The organism is Flavobacterium sp. (assembly GCF_039595935.1).
Taxonomy (GTDB): domain Bacteria; phylum Bacteroidota; class Bacteroidia; order Flavobacteriales; family Flavobacteriaceae; genus Flavobacterium.
The window spans coordinates 620,889-640,422 of sequence record NZ_JBCNKR010000006.1; the positions used below are offsets into that span (position 1 = coordinate 620,889).

The 19,534-nt window shown below is 32.4% G+C and carries 17 protein-coding genes and 1 pseudogene; 16 read left to right on the forward strand and 2 right to left on the reverse strand.

The genetic code is table 11. The features are described from left to right. Positions 1 to 463: 463 nt before the first annotated feature. The 13 genes from ABDW27_RS12375 (at position 464) to ABDW27_RS12435 (ending at position 14,466) form a co-directional block, all read left to right on the forward strand. Positions 464 to 904: a GNAT family N-acetyltransferase gene (locus tag ABDW27_RS12375; RefSeq protein WP_343696194.1), complete on the forward strand. Its 441-nt coding sequence runs from the start codon at positions 464 to 466 to the stop codon at positions 902 to 904. A 129-nt stretch (positions 905 to 1,033) separates the two neighbouring features. Next, positions 1,034 to 1,702, forward strand: coding sequence for a hypothetical protein (locus ABDW27_RS12380; RefSeq protein WP_343696195.1), 669 nt, complete (start codon positions 1,034 to 1,036; stop codon positions 1,700 to 1,702). Then, the gene (locus ABDW27_RS12385) at positions 1,702 to 2,823 is read left to right on the forward strand and encodes a hypothetical protein (RefSeq protein WP_343696196.1); all 1,122 of its coding nucleotides are present in this window, start codon (positions 1,702 to 1,704) and stop codon (positions 2,821 to 2,823) included. Before ABDW27_RS12380 ends, ABDW27_RS12385 begins: the two co-directional genes overlap by 1 nt. Before the next feature lie 25 nt (positions 2,824 to 2,848). Continuing rightward, the gene (locus ABDW27_RS12390) at positions 2,849 to 4,663 is read left to right on the forward strand and encodes a phosphate ABC transporter substrate-binding/OmpA family protein (protein ID WP_343696197.1); all 1,815 of its coding nucleotides are present in this window, start codon (positions 2,849 to 2,851) and stop codon (positions 4,661 to 4,663) included. Between the two features lie 49 nt (positions 4,664 to 4,712). Beyond that, positions 4,713 to 5,483: an ABC transporter permease subunit gene (locus ABDW27_RS12395; RefSeq protein ID WP_343696198.1), complete on the forward strand. Its 771-nt coding sequence runs from the start codon at positions 4,713 to 4,715 to the stop codon at positions 5,481 to 5,483. 2 nt (positions 5,484 to 5,485) lie between these two features. Continuing rightward, on the forward strand, positions 5,486 to 6,316 hold the full coding sequence (locus tag ABDW27_RS12400; RefSeq protein WP_343696199.1) for an ATP-binding cassette domain-containing protein: 831 nt from the start codon (positions 5,486 to 5,488) through the stop codon (positions 6,314 to 6,316). 8 nt (positions 6,317 to 6,324) lie between these two features. Continuing rightward, positions 6,325 to 7,842 carry an AAA family ATPase gene (locus ABDW27_RS12405; protein ID WP_343696200.1) on the forward strand — a complete coding sequence of 506 codons (1,518 nt, stop codon included), beginning with the start codon at positions 6,325 to 6,327 and terminating at the stop codon, positions 7,840 to 7,842. A 92-nt stretch (positions 7,843 to 7,934) separates the two neighbouring features. Beyond that, positions 7,935 to 9,395 (forward strand): oligosaccharide flippase family protein, encoded by a 1,461-nt coding sequence (locus tag ABDW27_RS12410; RefSeq protein WP_343696201.1) that lies wholly within the window; start codon positions 7,935 to 7,937, stop codon positions 9,393 to 9,395. Between the two features lie 29 nt (positions 9,396 to 9,424). Further along, positions 9,425 to 9,859 carry a dUTP diphosphatase gene (gene dut, locus ABDW27_RS12415; RefSeq protein WP_343696202.1) on the forward strand — a complete coding sequence of 145 codons (435 nt, stop codon included), beginning with the start codon at positions 9,425 to 9,427 and terminating at the stop codon, positions 9,857 to 9,859. Between the two features lie 132 nt (positions 9,860 to 9,991). Continuing rightward, positions 9,992 to 11,008, forward strand: coding sequence for a sugar phosphate nucleotidyltransferase (locus tag ABDW27_RS12420; RefSeq protein WP_343696203.1), 1,017 nt, complete (start codon positions 9,992 to 9,994; stop codon positions 11,006 to 11,008). 41 nt (positions 11,009 to 11,049) lie between these two features. Beyond that, positions 11,050 to 12,396: a tetratricopeptide repeat protein gene (locus tag ABDW27_RS12425; RefSeq protein ID WP_343696204.1), complete on the forward strand. Its 1,347-nt coding sequence runs from the start codon at positions 11,050 to 11,052 to the stop codon at positions 12,394 to 12,396. A gap of 12 nt (positions 12,397 to 12,408) precedes the next feature. After that, positions 12,409 to 13,188 carry a DUF4292 domain-containing protein gene (locus tag ABDW27_RS12430; protein ID WP_343696205.1) on the forward strand — a complete coding sequence of 260 codons (780 nt, stop codon included), beginning with the start codon at positions 12,409 to 12,411 and terminating at the stop codon, positions 13,186 to 13,188. 24 nt (positions 13,189 to 13,212) lie between these two features. Beyond that, positions 13,213 to 14,466 carry a peptidoglycan DD-metalloendopeptidase family protein gene (locus tag ABDW27_RS12435; RefSeq protein ID WP_343696206.1) on the forward strand — a complete coding sequence of 418 codons (1,254 nt, stop codon included), beginning with the start codon at positions 13,213 to 13,215 and terminating at the stop codon, positions 14,464 to 14,466. A gap of 33 nt (positions 14,467 to 14,499) precedes the next feature. Here the strand turns inward: ABDW27_RS12435 and ABDW27_RS12440 are convergent, their stop codons facing one another. Continuing rightward, a complete protein-coding gene (locus ABDW27_RS12440) occupies positions 14,500 to 14,919 on the reverse strand; it encodes a CBS domain-containing protein (RefSeq protein ID WP_343696207.1) in 420 nt (139 codons plus the stop codon). Between the two features lie 195 nt (positions 14,920 to 15,114). Here ABDW27_RS12440 and rbfA point away from each other — a divergent pair. The 3 genes and pseudogenes from rbfA (at position 15,115) to ABDW27_RS12455 (ending at position 18,309) form a co-directional block, all read left to right on the forward strand. Next, positions 15,115 to 15,508, forward strand: a pseudogene (gene rbfA, locus ABDW27_RS12445) (30S ribosome-binding factor RbfA). A gap of 1 nt (position 15,509) precedes the next feature. Beyond that, positions 15,510 to 16,709, forward strand: a complete 1,200-nt coding sequence (locus ABDW27_RS12450) for an FtsX-like permease family protein (RefSeq protein ID WP_343696208.1) — start codon at positions 15,510 to 15,512, stop codon at positions 16,707 to 16,709. A gap of 172 nt (positions 16,710 to 16,881) precedes the next feature. Then, on the forward strand, positions 16,882 to 18,309 hold the full coding sequence (locus tag ABDW27_RS12455; RefSeq protein WP_343696209.1) for an MATE family efflux transporter: 1,428 nt from the start codon (positions 16,882 to 16,884) through the stop codon (positions 18,307 to 18,309). Positions 18,310 to 18,404: 95 nt separating this feature from the next. Here the strand turns inward: ABDW27_RS12455 and dusB are convergent, their stop codons facing one another. Beyond that, complete coding sequence (dusB, locus tag ABDW27_RS12460) at positions 18,405 to 19,397, reverse strand: tRNA dihydrouridine synthase DusB (protein ID WP_343696210.1); 993 nt, start codon at positions 19,395 to 19,397, stop codon at positions 18,405 to 18,407. Positions 19,398 to 19,534: the final 137 nt, after the last annotated feature.

The following is a 19,534-nucleotide window of genomic DNA, read 5'->3' on the forward strand; positions in this document are numbered from 1 at the left end:
ATCCCAATGCTCTGTTTTTTTAAGGGTTACATTTCAGCAGAATCAATCCCTGTGCTTTGTCTTTTATGGGAACAAACTAGCTTTATTAGTCCCAATGCTCTGTTTTTTTTAAGGGTTACATTTCAGCAGAATCAATCCCTGTGCTTTGTCTTTTATGGGAACAAACAAGCTTTATCAGTCCCAGTGCTTCCTTTTTTATAAGGGTTGTATTTAGCTTTCTCAATCCCTGTGAAACAAATTTAAGAAAATACTGTTAAAAAAAAGTTACATAATTTTTAGCTTTAATTTATATATTTCACATGTGTATGATAATTTTTAAATCTAATTGTATAAATAAGAAATGCGGTTTCGAACATTATTTTTATTAATTAAGTAGGTTTTTACCTATATTTGTAATAACCACTATTAAATTTAGCTAAGTCAATCCTTTTAATTACATTTGGATACTATATTTTTTTTCCAAATGAAATTACGAGAACTTACTACTATAAAAGAGATGCTAGATCAGATTGAAACAATGCGTTTTTTGTATCCAAATCTTTCCTTAGAAAAATATGAAACATTTCTTTCTCAAATGATTCCTCATAATTATATTCAAATTGCTGTTTTTGATGAAGATGTTTGTTTAGGGATTACGGGATGCTGGTCTGCAACTAAGTTATGGACAGGGAAATATCTCGAAATTGATAATTTTGTTGTGAATCCTAAATTTCGATCAAAAGGAATTGGAAAAATGTTGACCGATTATATTGAGCAAAAAGCGGTAGGTTTAGGTTGCAGCAGTATTGTTCTGGATGCTTTTTCAGGAAACTTTGCGGCACATCGTTTTTATTATAATCAAGGATATGGACCAAAAGGGTTTCATTTTGTAAAAGTTTTAGATGAAGATAAACTTACTAATTAATAGCATGTTACGACCAGATGCAAAAAATATTTACATTTATATTTTTTGTATTTAGTAACTTTTTAACACTTAGTACGTATAACATTTAGAAACCAAGAAATATTAAAATAATAGATCATCTAAAAAACAATGGCAAAAGAAAATTTTAATTGGAAGAGCCTTTTTATTAATGAAGAACCTAACAAAGCCGATGAACCAGTAAAACCGGCAGCGCCAATTTTATCAAATACTGATAATAAATTTCCAACTCAACCTACAGATTCATTTCCGGGTAATGCAGTTACTAATCCTTTTTTGAACGAAATTTTTGAAGTATACAACAAAGGTTTCGAGTCATTAAATGTAGAAGGTTTTGATTTTTTCGAATTGTATAAATCTGTTATGGCAGTTGGTGTAACAAATCCACAAAGTTATCAGATGGCTTTTACAATGGGGAAAACAATTAAAGCCGACTTGAATAAAGAATTTCTTTTAGAAAAATCAGGTTTTTACATTAGTGAAATTGAAAAGGTTTATGCAAAATACGATACTGTTGGAAAAACTAAAAAAGCAGAATTAGATAGTAATATTACCAAAGAAAAACACAATCTATCTAAAAGTATTTCTGAATTAGAAGCCAAAATCATTGAACTTCAAAAAGAATTGGAATCTAAAAAAGTGGAACTTCAAAAAGTTGATCCAAAAAATATGGAGCAGCTATCAGAAATTCAATTAAAAATGGAAGCCAACGATTTAGCAAAACAAAAACTATTAAACTCAATCAATACTGTAATAACAGGAATTAATCAATACTTATAATGGACAAATTCGAACAAGAAAAAAGCACTCTTTTATCATTACCAATTTTAAAACATTTTGATGAGTCTAAAGGAGAAATTGCTTTAAAATCTGGCGCGCTTAAAAAAGGCGAAAAGTCATTGTTTTTAGCTTTAGCATTAGGTTTGTTAGGAGTTGGAGGATATTTAATATGGACTTATATTATTCCGCCATTATTTACTATGCTTGGTCAGGCAATAGCATTATCTGCAACAGGAGTTTTTCTGGTTTTTCTGGTAATGATGTTTCCCGTAATTATGAAAGGACTTCGTTTTGCAACAAAAAATCTTCATAAAGCTTTGATACAAAGTAATCCGTTTAATGAACTTGAAGAGCAAAAGCAAAAGATGATTAAGAACCGCGAAGTTTTTAAAAATACAAAAGCGAAGCTGAAAGGATTGAAAGGTGAAATGGAAATTGAAGCGAGTAAAGCTGAAAAAGAAGCAAAATCATTTCAGGAACAAGTTTTAAGTTTACAACGTCAGTCTGAAAGATTAAAATCGGCGATGGATGAAATGGTAAAACAAAATGGAGTTGGAGCTAAAGATACAGACGAGTATGTAGCCCTGCAAAGTGAACTGGCCAGAAAGTTAAGTGACTCGCAAAGAATTTCTACTCAATATGAGCAAAGTAAAAGTTTTATTCAGAAATATGGAGTTCGTGCGAATGTACTAGGAAAAATGGATAGAAAATTGACTTTGGCCGGAACAGCAATCGATATTAAAATTGCTGATTTTGATGCCACTGTTACCATGCTTCAAAAAGAATATGAATTTGCCAGAAATGCTAAAGAAGCTACAGAAAGTGCCAAAAGTGCTATGATGTTTACAAAAGACTGGGAATTAGAATATGCGCTTGAAGTGGTAACTTCAACAATTGCTCAGGATATTGCCAAAACATCTGAAAACCTTATAGACATTGATGCTTTAACGTCTAAATATTCTGTTGATAATGACGAATTGTACTCAAGATTAGATTCATTGGCTGATGAAATTAAAACTGGAGACAACACAATTCCAGACTCAACAAAATACTCAAGTCCAAATTATAAAATGACCAAAGAAGATAAATTATCGAGCGGCGGTTTTGGAGATATTTTTTAATAAATAAATTAATTGTAAAAATAAAATGGGAAAAATTTTAAGAACAGAAAAGTTAACTACATTTTCTGAGTTATTAATTGTTATCGTAGCAATTGGTGTAATTTTAGGAGGAGTTTATTATATCTCTCCGGGAATTAAAACGGCTGTTTCAAAACAATTAAACGGAATAGATCTTAGTGAAACAGATGTTAATAACGTTACTAACGCTCAAAAAATAGCGCTTCCAAGTACAGAATTATCTACTGAAGTTTCTGGTAAACCGTTAGTAAGAATTGCTGCGTATGCATGGAATGCACAATCTGGAATTATTGTTTCTAATGGTGGACCTAAAACAACAAAAGGTTCTTTAATGGAAAAAAATGGAGTTAATCTTGAAATTATTCGTCAGGACTGGCTTTCAGAATTACGTAACATGCAAATGAAATTTATCGAAGAATTTGATAAAGGTGAAGCTTTTCCAGATTCAGATAAAAGTGCTTTTGCAGTAATAATTATGGGAGATGGTGCGCCTTTTTACATTAGTTCTGTTCAAAAATCTTTGAATGAAAAATACGGTAAAGACAAATACCACTTACAGGTTATGGGTGCAGTAGGTATGAGTTATGGAGAAGATAAATTGATTGGACCACCAAGCTGGAAATCTGATCCAAAAACAATGAAAGGTTCTGTTATATCTGCCGTTTTAGGAGATGGTGACTGGGTTACAACTGTAAACTATTGTTTTGCAAACGGTTTAAAAGTAAATCCAGATCCTACAACTTATGATGCTGATGCAGTTAATATTTATCCTTCTGAAAATGATGATTATATTAAATCTGCTGAAGAGCTGATCAAATCTCAAACTACGGGATGGACAGTTACATTAAAAGAAGTTGTTGATGGTAAATTAACAGGTAAATCTGTAAACAGAAAAATCGACGGTTGTGCAACATGGACTCCTGGAGATAAAACGGTTTTTGATAAACTTACAGGATTTGTTGATATTGTATCGACAAAAGAGTTTAACAATCAAATGCCAACAACTATTATTGGTGTAAAAGAATGGGCAGAAAAAAATCCTGATATTGTTTCTAACATTTTAAAATCTGCACTTACAGCTTCAAACCAAATGAAAAATTATGAAGACTGGAAAGTAAGAGCTTCTCAGGCAGTTGCGGATACTTACAAACTGGAAACACCAGAATATTGGTATAAAATGTTTAAAGGACAGCAAGGAACAAAAGGCGGATTGACTTATAACATGGGAGGTTCAAAAGTTTTCAATTATGCAGATGCTATGCAATATTATGGTTTATCTGATGGCGTAAACAGATATAAATCTGTATACAACCAGGTTTCGGGATATTTGAAAGAATTAAACCCTTTTGGATTCAACGAAAATGTTGGAGAAGTTGTGCCTTACGAGCAAGCAGTAAATTTATTTTTCTTAAAAAATATTAACGATATTGAGTCAACTTCTGCAGACAAAGCAGATTATAATACGCAGGCAACAGAAGTTGTAGCGTCTGGAGAATGGAAAATTAATTTCAATACAGGAAGTGCAGAAATTTCTAACAGTTCAAGTAAAGAGGTTGAAAAAATCTACAACCTTCTTGTTCAGGCAGAAAACACAAAATTAACTGTAGTTGGTCATACTGATAATATTGGAAATCCAGATTCGAATTTGGCATTATCAAAAAGCAGAGCTGAAGCTGTTGTTAATTATTTAAAACAAAAAGGAATTCCTGCAAACCGTTTTCAGTTGATCGACGGTAAAGGTCAAAACGATCCAATTGCAGATAATAATACTGCAGCTGGAAAAGCACTTAACAGACGTGTAGTTATTACTTTCTTGAAATAATTTTTAAAATACAAAAGGCTGTCTTAAGGGACAGCCTTTATTATAAAATATGATAAAATTTTTAACCCCTTTCGAAAAAATATCAAAAACAAATAAAACCCTTATTTTAATAGGGTGGCTGGTACTTTTGGTTATAATATGGTTTGCCGCCACGTCTGGCGAAAAACATTTGTTTCCCTCTCCGGGTCAGGTTTTAAAAGGTTTTGAGGAATTGTATAAAGAAGGATTAGTGGTGCATATTTTCAATTCTTTGAAATTGTGTTTCATTTCTATTTTCTTAGCAACATTGATTTCATTAGTATTAGCTTATTCATGGCCAATTCCGCTATTAAAGTCAGTTTCAGAATTTGTAACTAAATTTCGTTTTTTACCTTTTACCGGACTTTCTTTTTATATTACAATGATTATTCATGATGCAAGAATGATGCAGGTTTGGATTTTAGTAATTTTCCTGACTACATTTTTGACAACATCGTTAATTGCTGTAATTAAAGACATTCCGCAAGAAGAATTTGACCACGCAAAAATGTTAAAATGCACAAGGTTAGAAGTACTTTGGCAGGTAATTATTTTAGGAAGAATAGATTATGTGATTGATGTTATCAGACAAAATCTTGCCATAACCTGGATGATGCTTGTTACCGTAGAATCTATCGTAGTAGCATCGGGAGGACTTGGTTTTTTAATAAAAAACTCAGATAAATTTATGAATACCGGACGTATTATTGCGCTGCAGATTATCATATTATTAATAGGTCTTGGGTTAGACGCAGGAATAAACTATTTAAGAAAAGCCATATTCAGATATTCAAAAATATAATAATGACACACGAATTTAAAGAAACGCTATTATATGTAGAAAATCTTAGCGTTGCCTACGATGATACTATTATTATCAAAGACATTAATGTAATAGAAAAAGATGTTGTTCGCCCAAATGTAGATTGTACAGGTCAGGTAATTGCATTTTTAGGAAGATCAGGCAGAGGAAAATCTACTTTTTTTAAAGCATTAACAGGATTGATTCCTTTAAACACTGGAAAAGTATTAATTAGAGATTTTGAAAATAGCGAGCCAGATGCAGCAAAACCGGTTAAAGAAGGTGACATAGGACTTGTAGATCAAAAATATACTTTGTTTAGACATAAAACAGTTACTGAAGCTTTAAAATTTTCTTTAAGAAAAACAAAGCTTTCAGACACTGAAAAAGAATCAAAAATTAAACAATATTTGAAAGAATGGGGATTAGAAAATTGTGCAGACAAATATCCTAATGAACTTTCCGGAGGACAAAGACAAAGAACTGCCATTATTGAACAGTTGTTTTCGTCAGATCAATTTATTGTTTTAGATGAGCCATTTTCTGGTCTGGATGTAGGTAACATTCAGGAAGTAAAAAAAGCTTTCGATTTGCTTGGAAAATCTTCGGAGGTAAATACGGTTATTTTCTCTACGCATGATATTGAATTAGCTTTAGAATTAGCTCAGACAATTTACGTAATCGGACATCCTACAATTGATGGGAAAGTACAAAATTATGGAACCATTGTCGCTAAATACGATTTAAGAGACATGGGACTGGCTTGGAAAGATTATTGTGAAGATCACTTAAAATTATCAAAAGAAATTATACATCAAATGATGATTTCTTAAACAATTATATGGCAAAGAAAAATCCAATATCAATTCTGGAAGATTCATTTTTGTCTCTAAAAAAATATTTAGAGACAAATACAAATCAAAATGAAGCCGTTTTTACGGCTTCATTTATTAATGACCTGCACAAAGAAACTGTTAGTATTCTTGAGGTGTGCAATGAGCTGAATCAAGATGATGCGTTTATTCAAAAAATAAACAGTTATGTTTCTAATTCTTCTGGATTATTATATAAAGCAGAACATTTTTTCCTTTCAGATATAATAGAACTTTTTGACAAAGTTCCGGGAACAAAAAACGAAAAAGCACAATTTGTTTTGGCATATTATTACGATGCTTTACGAAATAAACATTTTGCAGATTCAAATTCTGCTGGTGAACTAAACCAATTAATTTTTACAAATGAGTTTAAAAATCATTTATTAAAAATTAAGGAAGAAAATAAAATAGCGTCAAAAAACGAACAGGCCTACAAATACCTTTTGCCAGTAATTTTATCTGAGACGAAAAACAAAAAAACGGAAGAAATTGTACTTAAATATCAAAATTTTATTCGTTTTGCTTTTGATAAAAAATTTGAAAATAATGACGCATTTGATAATTTCTTAGGACTGAAAAAAATAAAAAAAGAGGATAAAAAAACAGCAGATTTACCAGAAAAAGATACTCTTGAAAAAGTGCTCGAAGAACTTCATTCATTAATTGGATTAAAAGAAGTAAAACAAGATGTCGCTGAATTGATCAATTTATTAGAAATACAAAAAAAGAGATCAAAACAAGGATTAAAAAATGTTGAAATTACTTTACACACTGTTTTTTTAGGACCTCCCGGTACAGGAAAAACATCTGTAGCCAGATTATTAAGCCGAATCTTTAAACATTTAGGTTTTTTATCAAAAGGGCAAATGTTTGAAACAGACAGAGAGGGATTAGTTGCCGGTTATGTTGGACAGACGGCAGCAAAAGTAAACAGCGCTGTAGAAGCAAGTCTTGGCGGGGTTTTATTTATTGATGAAGCTTATGCTCTGACACAAAACCTAACAGGAAACGATTATGGAACAGAAGCGGTAAATACATTGATAAAAAGAATGGAAGACCATCGCGATGATCTGGCCGTTGTTGTTGCCGGATATACTGAACCGATGCAGATTTTTATTGAATCGAATCCGGGCTTAAGATCTCGTTTTAATAGATTTTTTCACTTCAAACATTTTACACCCGAAGAATTATTTCAAATTTTTGAATCTTTTTGTAAAAAATCTGATTTTATTGTTTCTGAAGAAGCAAAAGAAAAACTTACAGATACTTTTGAATTATTATGTTCTGAGAAAGATGAAAGTTTTGGAAATGCAAGAGTAGTGAGAAATTTGTTTGAGAAATGTGTTCAAAATCAGGCAAACAGAATTGTGAAATTGAAAAAACTAAATCAAAAAATTCTAAAAACATTTTCTGAAGAAGATATTCCGGAACCGAAAGAAACTCAAAAAAATGTAAAATTTAACGGAGCAGACGAAAACGCTTAAAATCATAAAGATCCCTTAATACCTTGTAGAATTAGACAATTATCTCAAAGAAATAGTTATTTTTGTCCTACTAACTTTACTGGAAATATATTTTGGGATTATATAAAAATCTATTCAAACAAACTGCAATTTATGGACTGGCAACCGTTTTACCACGAATGCTTAGTTTTTTATTGGTCAGATTATATACAGGTATTTTACCAACTGCCGAATATGGCGAAGTTTCAATTGTTTTGTCCTGGATGGTTTTCTTCAACGTAGTACTTTCTTACGGGATGGAAACTGCTTTTTTTAGATTTTACAGCGCCGAAGAAGACAAAAAAAATGTTATCGCAACATCTACAATATCAATATTTTGGTCATCAATAGGATTTTTGTTTGCGGCCTTAATTTTTAGAAACACGCTGGCAAACTGGGCAGAAGTAGATGCACAATATATTACCTACTCAGTTTGGATTTTAGTTTTAGATGCATTGGTTTTAGTTCCGTTTTCGAAATTAAGAGCGAATCAAAGACCAATGGTGTATGCAGCCATTAAAATAGGAAATGTAGTAATCAATTTATTACTGAACATCTTCTTTTTAATGTATCTGCCAAAATTAGCAGCATCAAATCCTAACTCAGTTTGGGATAATTTATATGTAGAAAATTTCCAAATCGCTTATATTTTCATTGCCAATTTACTGGCTAGTTTAGCAACATTCATTGTACTTTCACCAAATTATCTTTCGCTTGGGCGAAAGTTCGATCCGGTACTTTGGAAAAAAATGATGAAATACGGTCTGCCAATTTTAGTAGCCGGACTTGCATTTGCGGTTAACGAACATTTCGATAAAATCTTATTAGGATATTTACTTCCCGAAAATTTGGCAAAATCTGAAGTTGGAGCTTATTCAGCCTGTTATAAATTAGGCTTGTTTATGGTTTTATTCGCAACCGCTTTCAGACTTGGAATTGAACCTTTCTTTTTCAGCCATGCAAAAAACGAAAATGCACCGCAGACTTATGCCGTAATTACAAAATATTTTGTCATTTTGGGTTCACTGATTTTATTGGGAGTTATCGTTTTTGCAGACATTCTTAAATACCTTTTGCTTGACAATAAATCTTATTGGGAAGCCATGAAAGTAGTGCCTCTAATTATTCTGGCAAACTTCTTTTTAGGAATTTACAATAATTTATCGGTTTGGTATAAACTGACAGATAAAACAAAAATTGGAGCTTACATATCTATTGTTGGAGCAATTGTAACCTTGGTTTTAAATTATTTTTTAATTCCGAAATACAGTTATTACGGTTCAGCAATAGCAACAATTTCTGCTTACGGAAGTATGATGTTAATATCGTATGTTATGGGAAATAAATTTTATCCGATACCTTATGATATGAACAAAATTGGGGCATATTTAGGAATATCAATTATATTTTCGGCTATTTCATTTTATGGATTTAGAGAAAATTATTTTGTTGGAATTCCTTTATTATTAGCTTTTATGTACTTTGTTTACCATAACGAAAAAGACACGATCAAAGGAATCATGAATAGAAAGTAAAAGTGCTTTTTTAATCTTTATAATAAAAAATGAAAATTCAAATTATCAATAAATCACAACACGATTTACCAAATTACGAAACAATCGCTTCTGCAGGTATGGACTTGCGTGCCAATATTTCAGAACCAATTACGTTAAAACCTTTAGAAAGAACAATTGTAAAAACCGGACTTTTTATAGAATTACCAATTGGTTATGAAGCACAGGTAAGACCAAGAAGTGGACTGGCAGCTAAAAAAGGAGTTACAGTTTTAAATTCTCCGGGAACTGTCGACGCTGATTACAGAGGTGAAATAGGAGTCATTTTGGTAAATTTATCGAATGAGGAATTTGTAATTGAAAACGGAGAAAGAATTGCGCAATTAATTATTGCCAAACACGAAAGAGCAGAATGGATTGAAGTTGAAGAGCTTACTGAAACTTCAAGAGGCGCAGGCGGATTTGGAAGCACTGGACTGAAATAGTTTTCAGTCAAGCTCCAGTTTTCACTAAAAAAACAAATTAAATTTTCCGTAAAAATATTTACGGATTTTGTATTTAAAAACTTGAACTAACCAAACAGGAGATTTTTAATCTTCACACATTAATAGAATATCATGAAAATAATCGTTCCAATGGCAGGTCGCGGATCAAGACTTCGCCCACATACATTAACAGTTCCAAAACCATTAATTCCTGTTGCAGGAAAATCTATCGTTCATCGTTTAGTTGAAGATATTGCTAAAATATTAAAACAACCAATTGAAGAAGTTGCTTTTGTTCTTGGTGATGAAGCATTTTTTGGAGACGATGTTGTCGAAAGCCTTCAGGATTTAGCTAAAGGTTTGGGAGCAAAAGCTTCAATATATCGTCAAGATCAGCCATTAGGAACTGGTCATGCCATTATGTGTGCAAAAGAATCTTTGTCTGGACCGGCAGTAATCGCTTATGCAGATACTTTAATTAGAGCCGATTTTGAACTTGATCCATCTGCAGATGCTGTAATCTGGGTAAAACAAGTAGATCAGCCGGAAGCTTTTGGAGTTGTAAAATTAAATCCAAATAATGAAATTATAGAATTGGTTGAAAAACCAAAAGAGTTTGTAAGTGATTTAGCGGTTATCGGAATTTACTATTTCAAAGAAGTGGGCGATCTGAAAAAAGAACTTCAGGGCGTTTTAGATAATAACATTCAAAACGGAGGTGAATATCAAATCAACGACGGAATCAAGGCGATGATGGCCAACGGAAAAGTTTTTAAAACCGGAAGTGTTGACGAATGGATGGACTGCGGAAACAAAGATGTTACGGTAGAAACCAACAGCAGAATGTTAGGCTTTTTACATAACGACGGAGAGCATTTAGTGGATTACAATGTGACGCTGGAAAATTCAACCATTATTCCGCCATGTTATATTGGAGAAAATGTAGTCTTGAAAAACACAACAGTTGGTCCAAATGTTTCTTTAGGAAAAGGATGTCATGTAACAGATAGTTTTATTAAAAATAGCTTAATACAAACTAATTCTCAAATAAAAAACGCTAACTTAGATAATGCAATGATTGGAAATCATGTAAGTTACGATGGTAAATTTACAAGTATCAGCATTGGAGATTATTCAGTTTTAGAATAAAAAAGAGATTCATTTTTTTATAAAATGAAACCATAAGAAAGATGAAAAAAAGTATTTTGATAATTTTATTTTTTGCGTTGCTAAGCAATTCAGCTTCGGTTTTTGCACAAACGGAACCGGAAGATATTGCTTTGGCTCCAGATGATTATCAAGATGCTTTTTACGAATCTTTGAAACAAAAAGGAATTGAAAATTACGATAAGGCTATAGCATCTTTAGAAAAATGTATCAAAATAAAACCTACTGATGCGGTTGCTTATTTTGAATTAGGAAAAAATTATCTGGCTTTAAAACAATATCAAAACGCGCAAAGTGCTTTTGAAAAAGCTACAGAGTTAAATCCAAAAAACAAATGGTATTGGTTAGGCATTTATGATGTAAGTTACGAAACCAAAAATTATCCTTTGGCGATAGAAACAATTCAAAAAATTATTGTTTTTGATGAAGAATATAAAGATGATTTGATTTCTTTATACATGCTTACAAATCAATTTGATAAAGCATTGGTTGCCATTAATGAAATGAACGATAAATTCGGAAAATCAGAAGATCGGGACAGATATAAACTGCAGATTTTATCTCAGGGAAAATATCAAAATGCTGAAATTTCAAATCTGATTGATCAGATTAAAAAGAATCCAAAAGAAGAATCAAATTATGTAAATCTGATTTTCTTATATTCAAAATCTGAAGAAACAGACAAAGCACTTGATGTTGCTAAACAACTGGCAAAAGAAATTCCAAATTCTGAATGGGCTCAGGTAAGTTTGTTTAAAGGATATTTAGATGCAAATCAAGCCGATAAGGCAATTAAATCGATGAATATAATTTTGGCAAGTCCAAAAATTGATTCAAAAATAAAACACCGAACTTTAAATGAATTTTTGATTTATGTAAACAAAAATCCACAGTACGGGCCAGATTTAGAAAAAGCCATTTCCTATTTTGATAATGATAAAGAAGTGGATGTTGCTAAAGAAATTGGAAAATTTTATCATAGTAAAAACCAATTTGAAAATGCAATTAAATATTATGAAAAAGATTTAAAGTCCAATTCAGATACAGATCGCGAAACCAATTTGCTTTTACTTGAAGCTTATGCTCAAGCCAAACAATTTGAGCCAATGACAAAAAGGGCGATGACAATGATTGAGGTTTACCCAAGCCAGCCCCAATTTTACTATTATGCCGGATTAGGCAGTAATCAGCTGCAGCAATTTAAAAATGCAAAAACCGTTTTAGAAATGGGGCTTGATTATGTTGTTGATGACAAAAATCTGGAAGCAAATTTTAATATTCAATTAGGAGAGGCATATAATGGACTAGGAGATGCCAAGAAAAAAGAGGAATACTTTTTGAAGGCAAATGAATTATTAAAAAAGAAATAAGGAGAAATTAAAATGAAAAAATATATTATAATTGTATTAGCCGCTTCGTTTATGATTTCATGTAAATCAAAAGCCGTAGCAGTTCAGAACAATACTACTACCGAAGTTGTTGCCAAAAAAGACAACAAAGCAATCGAAAAACATTACGAAAACAAATTAGATTTTTCGACCTTAAATATAAAAGCGAGCGCAAAATATGAAGACGAAAAACAAAGTCAAAACGTTACCGCTGATATAAAAATCGAAAAAGATAAACAGATTTTAATAAGCGTTCGATTTTTAGGAATCACAATGGCAAAAGCTTTGATAACTCCAACAACTGTAAGTTATTACGAAAAAATAAAAGGAACTTATTACGAAGGAGATTTTACCAGTTTGAGTGAATGGTTAGGAACAGAATTAGATTATAATAAAGTTCAGAATTTATTAATTGGAGAAGCTTTTGATGATTTACGAAAAGGAGATTACACACAAACAATTGTAGAAAATCTTTTTAGATTAGAAGACAAAAAAAGCCAAAAAATTCAAAAAGCATTTTATTTAGATCCTGAAAAATATTTAATACAAAAAGAAGAGATTTCGCAGCCATCTGAAAATATAAAATTAGAAATCAATTATTCAGATATAAAAACTTTCAATCAGGGAACAATTCCAACAACGCTGACAATTAATGCCGTTCAGCCAAAAGGAACAACTAATATTAATTTGAATTACAATAATATTTCATTTAACGAAGAACTTTCTTTTCCGTATAGTGTGCCAAGCGGTTATAAAAAAGTTTTAATTAAGTAAATTTGCAAAAAGAAAAATAGAAAGATGCCAAAATTTCTCCTAAGCCTAATTTTTGTTTGCGCCACGACTTTTGTCTGGGCACAAGATTCGCAGCAAGAAAAACTTGAACAGCGCAAAGCGCAGATTCTTCAGGAAATTAAAGACAATGAAAAAATGCTGCAGTCTGTAAGAAAAAAAGAAAAATCAGCTGTAAACGAATATTTAATTCAGGCAAATAAAATCAAGCTAAAAGAGAAACTAATTAATACTACGGCAAAACAGGAAAGAATCCTTAGCAATGATATGTATATTAATCAAGTGAAGGTTAATAAACTAAAAAAAGAACTGGCAGTATTAAAGGAAGATTATGCCAAAATGATCTTAAAATCATATAAAAGCCGTTCAGAACAAAGCAGGGCAATGTTTATTTTGTCTTCAGAAAGTTTTTTACAAGCCTATAAAAGAGCGCAATATTTAAAACAATATACCACTTTTAGAAAAAACCAAGGTTTAGAAATTCAGGAAAAAAGTGCACAATTGGTTGATTTTAATGCAAAACTTGACGGACAAAGACAGGTTAAGAAAAAAATCATTGCTGAAAATCAAAAAGAAAAACAAAGTTTAGAAGTAGAGAAAAAAGAACAGCAAAAACTGGTTAACTCTATTAAAAAAGATAAAAACAGAATTGCTGCTGATATTAAAGCAAAACAAAGCGAATCAAAAAGAATCGACAGACAAATTGATCGTTTGATTCGTGAAGCCATTGCCGAAGCAAACAGAAAAGCAGCGGCAGAAAAAGCAAAAGAAAATCCAGGATCAACAGCTCCAAAAGCTCCGGTTTCATCTTCTAAAATTGTTCTGACTCCAGAAGATAAAGTTCTGGCTGCTGACTTTAAAGCAAACAAAGGAAGACTGCCTTGGCCGGTAGAAAAAGGATTTATTTCATTAGGATACGGAGATCAGCCTCACCCATTATACCCTTCAATTTCGGTACACAATTCAGGAGTTGAGATTACTACAGAAGATGGTGCAAATGCAAGAGCCGTTTTTGCAGGTGAAGTATTCAGTGTAATGGTATTATCTCCGGTGAATACAGTAGTAATGATTCAGCATGGAGATTACTTTAGCGTTTACCAAAACTTAAGTAAAGTATTTGTAAGCAAAGGAGAAAAAGTTTCGATAAAACAAAACATTGGAAAAGTAAGAACCAGCGGTGATACAGGGAAAACAGTTATTAAATTTTTGATTCTTCAAAATACAACCAATTCCGATCCGGAGAATTGGTTACAAAACAGATAATAAAAAGGGAGCTTATAAAGCTCCCTTTTTTATTTAATCATATTGTTCTAAAAAATATTTAATAACATCCGTTGTTGTCACAATTCCTTTTAGTTCTCCATTATCAACAACCGGAAGAGCGTGAAACTCTTCTTTTGCAAATGTCGATGCCAAATCTTTAATAATGGTATCAGAAGGTAATGTTTTAGGTTTTGAGGTCATAACCTGAGGAATAGTCAGCATATCCAAAATAGCTTCATCAACTCCGTCTTGTCCGTCAAACAAAGCTCCAAAAGTCAAACGGTTAATATCGGTTCTGCTGATAATACCCACAACTTCTTTTCCGTTAACAACCGGAAGATGTCGAATAGAATTAGACCTTAGTTTTTCTATCACTTTTCTCAAGTCATCAGTTTGATTTACAGTCACTACAGCTTTAGTCATAATGTGGCTGATTGGTTCTCTTTTTTTCATAATAGATAGTTTTATATTTATATCAAAAATGTAAAATAAAACTTGCAAATCGTATGACTTTTATCATCGTTTAACGAAATAAAAAAGCCTATATTAAATGTAAAAAATTGACAATTAAGAAGAACAATTTCAATAATAATCCTTTAGTCTGTTTGAAATTGTGAGGATTGAATTTAAAAATAGTATTTTTGCACTATGGAAACAAATAGACAGAAAAAAATAGGCAGCTGTAATTCAGAAAGATCTGGTTGATATTCTGCAAGGTGAAGTGCGAAAAAACGGAATTAGCAATTTGGTAATTTCAGTATCCAAAGTAAGTGTTACAACAGACTTATCTGTGGCAACAGTATATTTAAGTATTTTTCCTCAGGAAAAAGCAAAGGAAACTTTACAAGCAATAAAATCAAATACTACTTTAATAAAACATGATTTATCGCAACGTGTTCGTTTACAGTTACGTCGCGTACCTAATTTAGTTTTCTTTATTGATGACTCTTTAGATTATATAGAAAAAATCGACAATGCCTTATCAGGCAAAGAAAACCCAATAGAAAACCCGGATCTTTTAGAAAGAAGAAGAAAATCATAAATTGAATTTCCCATTTTACATAGCCAGACGTTATCTTTTTAGTCTTAGTAAAAATAACGCGATTAATATCATCAATGCAATTGCCAGTTTGGGAATTATTGTTGGTACAATGGCTCTGTTTGTGGTTTTATCTGTTTTTAGCGGATTAAAAGTTTTTAGTCTGTCATTTACAAACGAGATTGATCCGGATTTAAAAATGACAAGTACTTACGGAAAATCATTTTTAATTTCTCCAGAAGAAGAAAACCAGATAAAAAAAATTGAAGGCGTAGCTTCTTACACCAAAATTATAGAAGAGCGTGTTTTGTTTATGTTTAAAGATAAACAGCATGTAACTTATTTAAAAGGCGTTGACAGCATTTACCCCGTTGTAAATAATATCAAAAAAAAGCTTTTTAACGGGCAATGGCTAAGACCGGATTCTTATCAGGTTGTTATTGGTTACGGAATTGCTCAGGATTTCTCTCTTGGAATTCTTGATTTCGAAAACCCATTGCAGATATATGCTCCAAAACCCGGAAAAGGAGCGATAGAAAATCCAGAAGAGGCATTTAATAAAACAGATGTTCTTCCGGTTGGAATTTATTCGATCAGCGAAGATTTAGACTCAAAATATGTTTTTGCAGATTTAAGTCTTGTACAAGAATTACTAATGTATAAACCCAATCAAATTTCGGGAATAGAATTTCATCTTAAACAAAATGTAGACGAACAAGCAGTGAAAGCTCAGCTTGAAAAGATTTTTAAAAATAAGATTACTTTAAAAAATAGAGAGCAGCTTAATGAGTCTTTATACAAGATGCTGAATACCGAAAATATTGCTGTTTATTTAATTTTTACCCTTGTAATTATTGTAGCGCTTTTTAATTTAGTAGGAGCACTAATTATGATGATCCTAGATAAAAGAGCCAATTTAAAAACGCTTTTAAGTCTTGGAACTGAAATAAGAGACCTGAGAAAAATTTTCATTTTGCAAGGTACATTATTGAGTTTTCTGGGAGGTTTGATAGGACTTTATTATGGAATTATACTAGTATCGTTACAGCAAAAATACGAACTCATCATGATCACGCCAACTCTGGCTTATCCGGTAGTTTTTACAATTGAAAATGTGCTGATCGTTATGGCAACAATCGTTTCCCTTGGTTTTGTGGCGTCTCTAATTGCCAGCAGCCGTGTGAGTAAAAAATTATTAGATTAATATTTTCTTTCAAAATATTACTTATATTTACCGCCTTGAAAATCTACAGCATATGATTGTTTCTGCTTAATCCTAATTTTATTTTTTAGAATAATTAGGATACTTACGTTTTTATTTTTTTAAGTTCAGATTTAAATATCTGGACAAATTTTATCATTTATCCTAACATATCATGACAGAAACAACTATACAGAAAAGTTTCTTTTCTAAATTTTTCACCACATTAAAACAAGCCTTAAAAGGCGACGAATCATTCGACTATACAGCCGGAAGCATCAAAAAAGCCGTAATTCTATTAGCCATACCGATGGTTTTAGAAATGATGATGGAATCGGTTTTTGCTCTGGTCGATTTATATTTTGTCGGACATTTAGAGCATAGCAGTTTTGCCATTCAAACCGTTGGTTTAACCGAATCTGTTTTAACGATTATATATTCACTTGCAATTGGAATGAGCATGGCAGCCACAGCAGTTGTTGCCCGCAGAATTGGAGAAAAAGATCCAGTCGCAGCGGCAAAAGCCGGAATGCAGGCCATAATTGTAGCATTTGCAGTAAACAGTATATTGAGTATTTTCGGAATTATTTATGCTAAAGATATTCTGCTCTTGATGGGAGCCTCTGCAGAAGCGGCAGAACATGGTTTCCGATTCACGCAGATTATGGTGGGTTCCAGTTTATGCATCATGCTTTTATTTCTTATAAACGGAATTTTCCGTGGAGCGGGAAATGCAGCAATCGCGATGAAAAGTCTTTGGATTGCCAATATTTGTAATATTATTTTATGTCCGATTTTTATTAACGGATTAGGACCAATTCCTGCTTTTGGTTTAGTTGGAGCCGCTTTAGCCACAACTTTAGGAAGAAGTATTGGAGTTTTATATCAGGTTTATCATTTGTTTTTTGGAAACGGAATTTTAAAAATAAAAGTTGCTTATTTCGCTCCCGATTTTAAACAGATAAAAGCATTAGTTAAAATTGCTGCACCTGGGATTTTGCAATTCGTAATTGCATCTTGCAGTTGGATTTTCTTAGCACAATTGGTTGCTACAACCGGAGGCGATCACGGTTCTGCAGGTTATCAGACAGCATTGAGAATTATGATGTTTTTTATTCTTCCGGCTTGGGGACTAAGTAATGCTGCGGCGACTTTAGTAGGACAGAATTTAGGTGCCAAACAAATAGAACGTGCCGAAAAATCAGTATATACCACCGCCAGATACAACGTAATTTTCATGGCATCGATTATGATAATTACTTTAGGTTTTGGCCAATATATAATTTCATTTTTTACTAATGATGAAATGGTAAAAACCATTGCGATTGAAGCACTGCAAATCATGAGTATTGGATTTATCTTTTACGGAATTGGGATGGTTCTCATCAATACTTTCAACGGGGCAGGAGATACCTGGACACCAACTGGAATTAATTTCTTCGGATTTTGGCTGTTCCAGATTCCATTAGCATTTGTATTGGCAAAACATTTTAACATGGGACCAACAGGAGTTTTTATTGCTATTCCCGTTGCCGAAACCGCAATTACTCTCGCAGGAATTGTTTTTTATAAAAGAGGAAAATGGAAAAGAGTTCAAGTTTAAATTATTTATAAATAAAAAAAAGACCTTCAATATTGAAGGTCTTTTTTGTTTCGAGATCTTTGTCAAAGTTTTAAACTTTGACAAAGATTGTATATTTATACAAACTCATATCCTGCATAAACCTGTTCAATTTCTTTCATAATGTTGAATAAATCTTCAGGGGCATCAGTTGTAACCAGTTTTTGTTTGAATTCTTTAAACGAATGAATTCCTTTGAAATAGTTGGTATAATGACGACGCATTTCAACAATTCCCAAACGTTCGCCTTTCCATTCCATAGACCATTTTAAATGATTTCTGGCAGCTTCAACACGATCAATGACAGTTGGAGCAGGCAAATGTTCACCCGTTTTAAAGAAATGTTTAATTTCGTTAAAAATCCACGGATAACCAATTGCAGCACGACCAATCATGATACCGTCAATTCCGTATTCATTTTTGTAATGTAATGCTTTTTCAGGACTGTCGATATCGCCGTTTCCGAAAATAGGCATTGTAATTCTTGGGTTGTTTTTTACACGTGCAATATGCGACCAGTCAGAATGGCCTTTATACATTTGCGCACGAGTTCTGGCGTGAATAGTCAAAGCCTGAACACCAATATCCTGAAGTCTTTCAGCAACTTCATCAATATTAATCGAATTTTCATCCCAGCCTAAACGTGTTTTTACCGTAACAGGCAAATCAGTTCCTTTGATAACCGCTTTTGTTAAACGAACCATCAAATCGACATCTTTTAAAACTCCGGCTCCGGCGCCTCTGCAAACTACTTTTTTTACCGGACATCCAAAATTGATATCCACTAAATCCGGTTTTACGGTAGAAACGATTTTAGACGACATTTCCATTGCCTCTTCATCACCACCAAAAATCTGAATTCCAACTGGACGTTCGTAATCAAAAATATCCAGCTTCATGCGGCTTTTAATAGCATCACGAATCAATCCTTCCGAAGAAATAAATTCAGAATACATCATGTCAGCACCATGCGTTTTGCATAATCTGCGAAACGGCGGATCACTAACATCTTCCATCGGAGCTAATAGTAAAGGAAATTCAGGTAATTCTATGTTGCCAATCTTGACCATCTTCATAATTTTTTGCAAAATTACAACTTTTCTTCGAATTGGCGTGATATTAGGTGCAAAGTGACATAGTGACAAAGTTGCAAAGGTTTTATAATCAGAACCTAAACCTTTGCAACTTTGTGTCTTTGTTTCTCTGT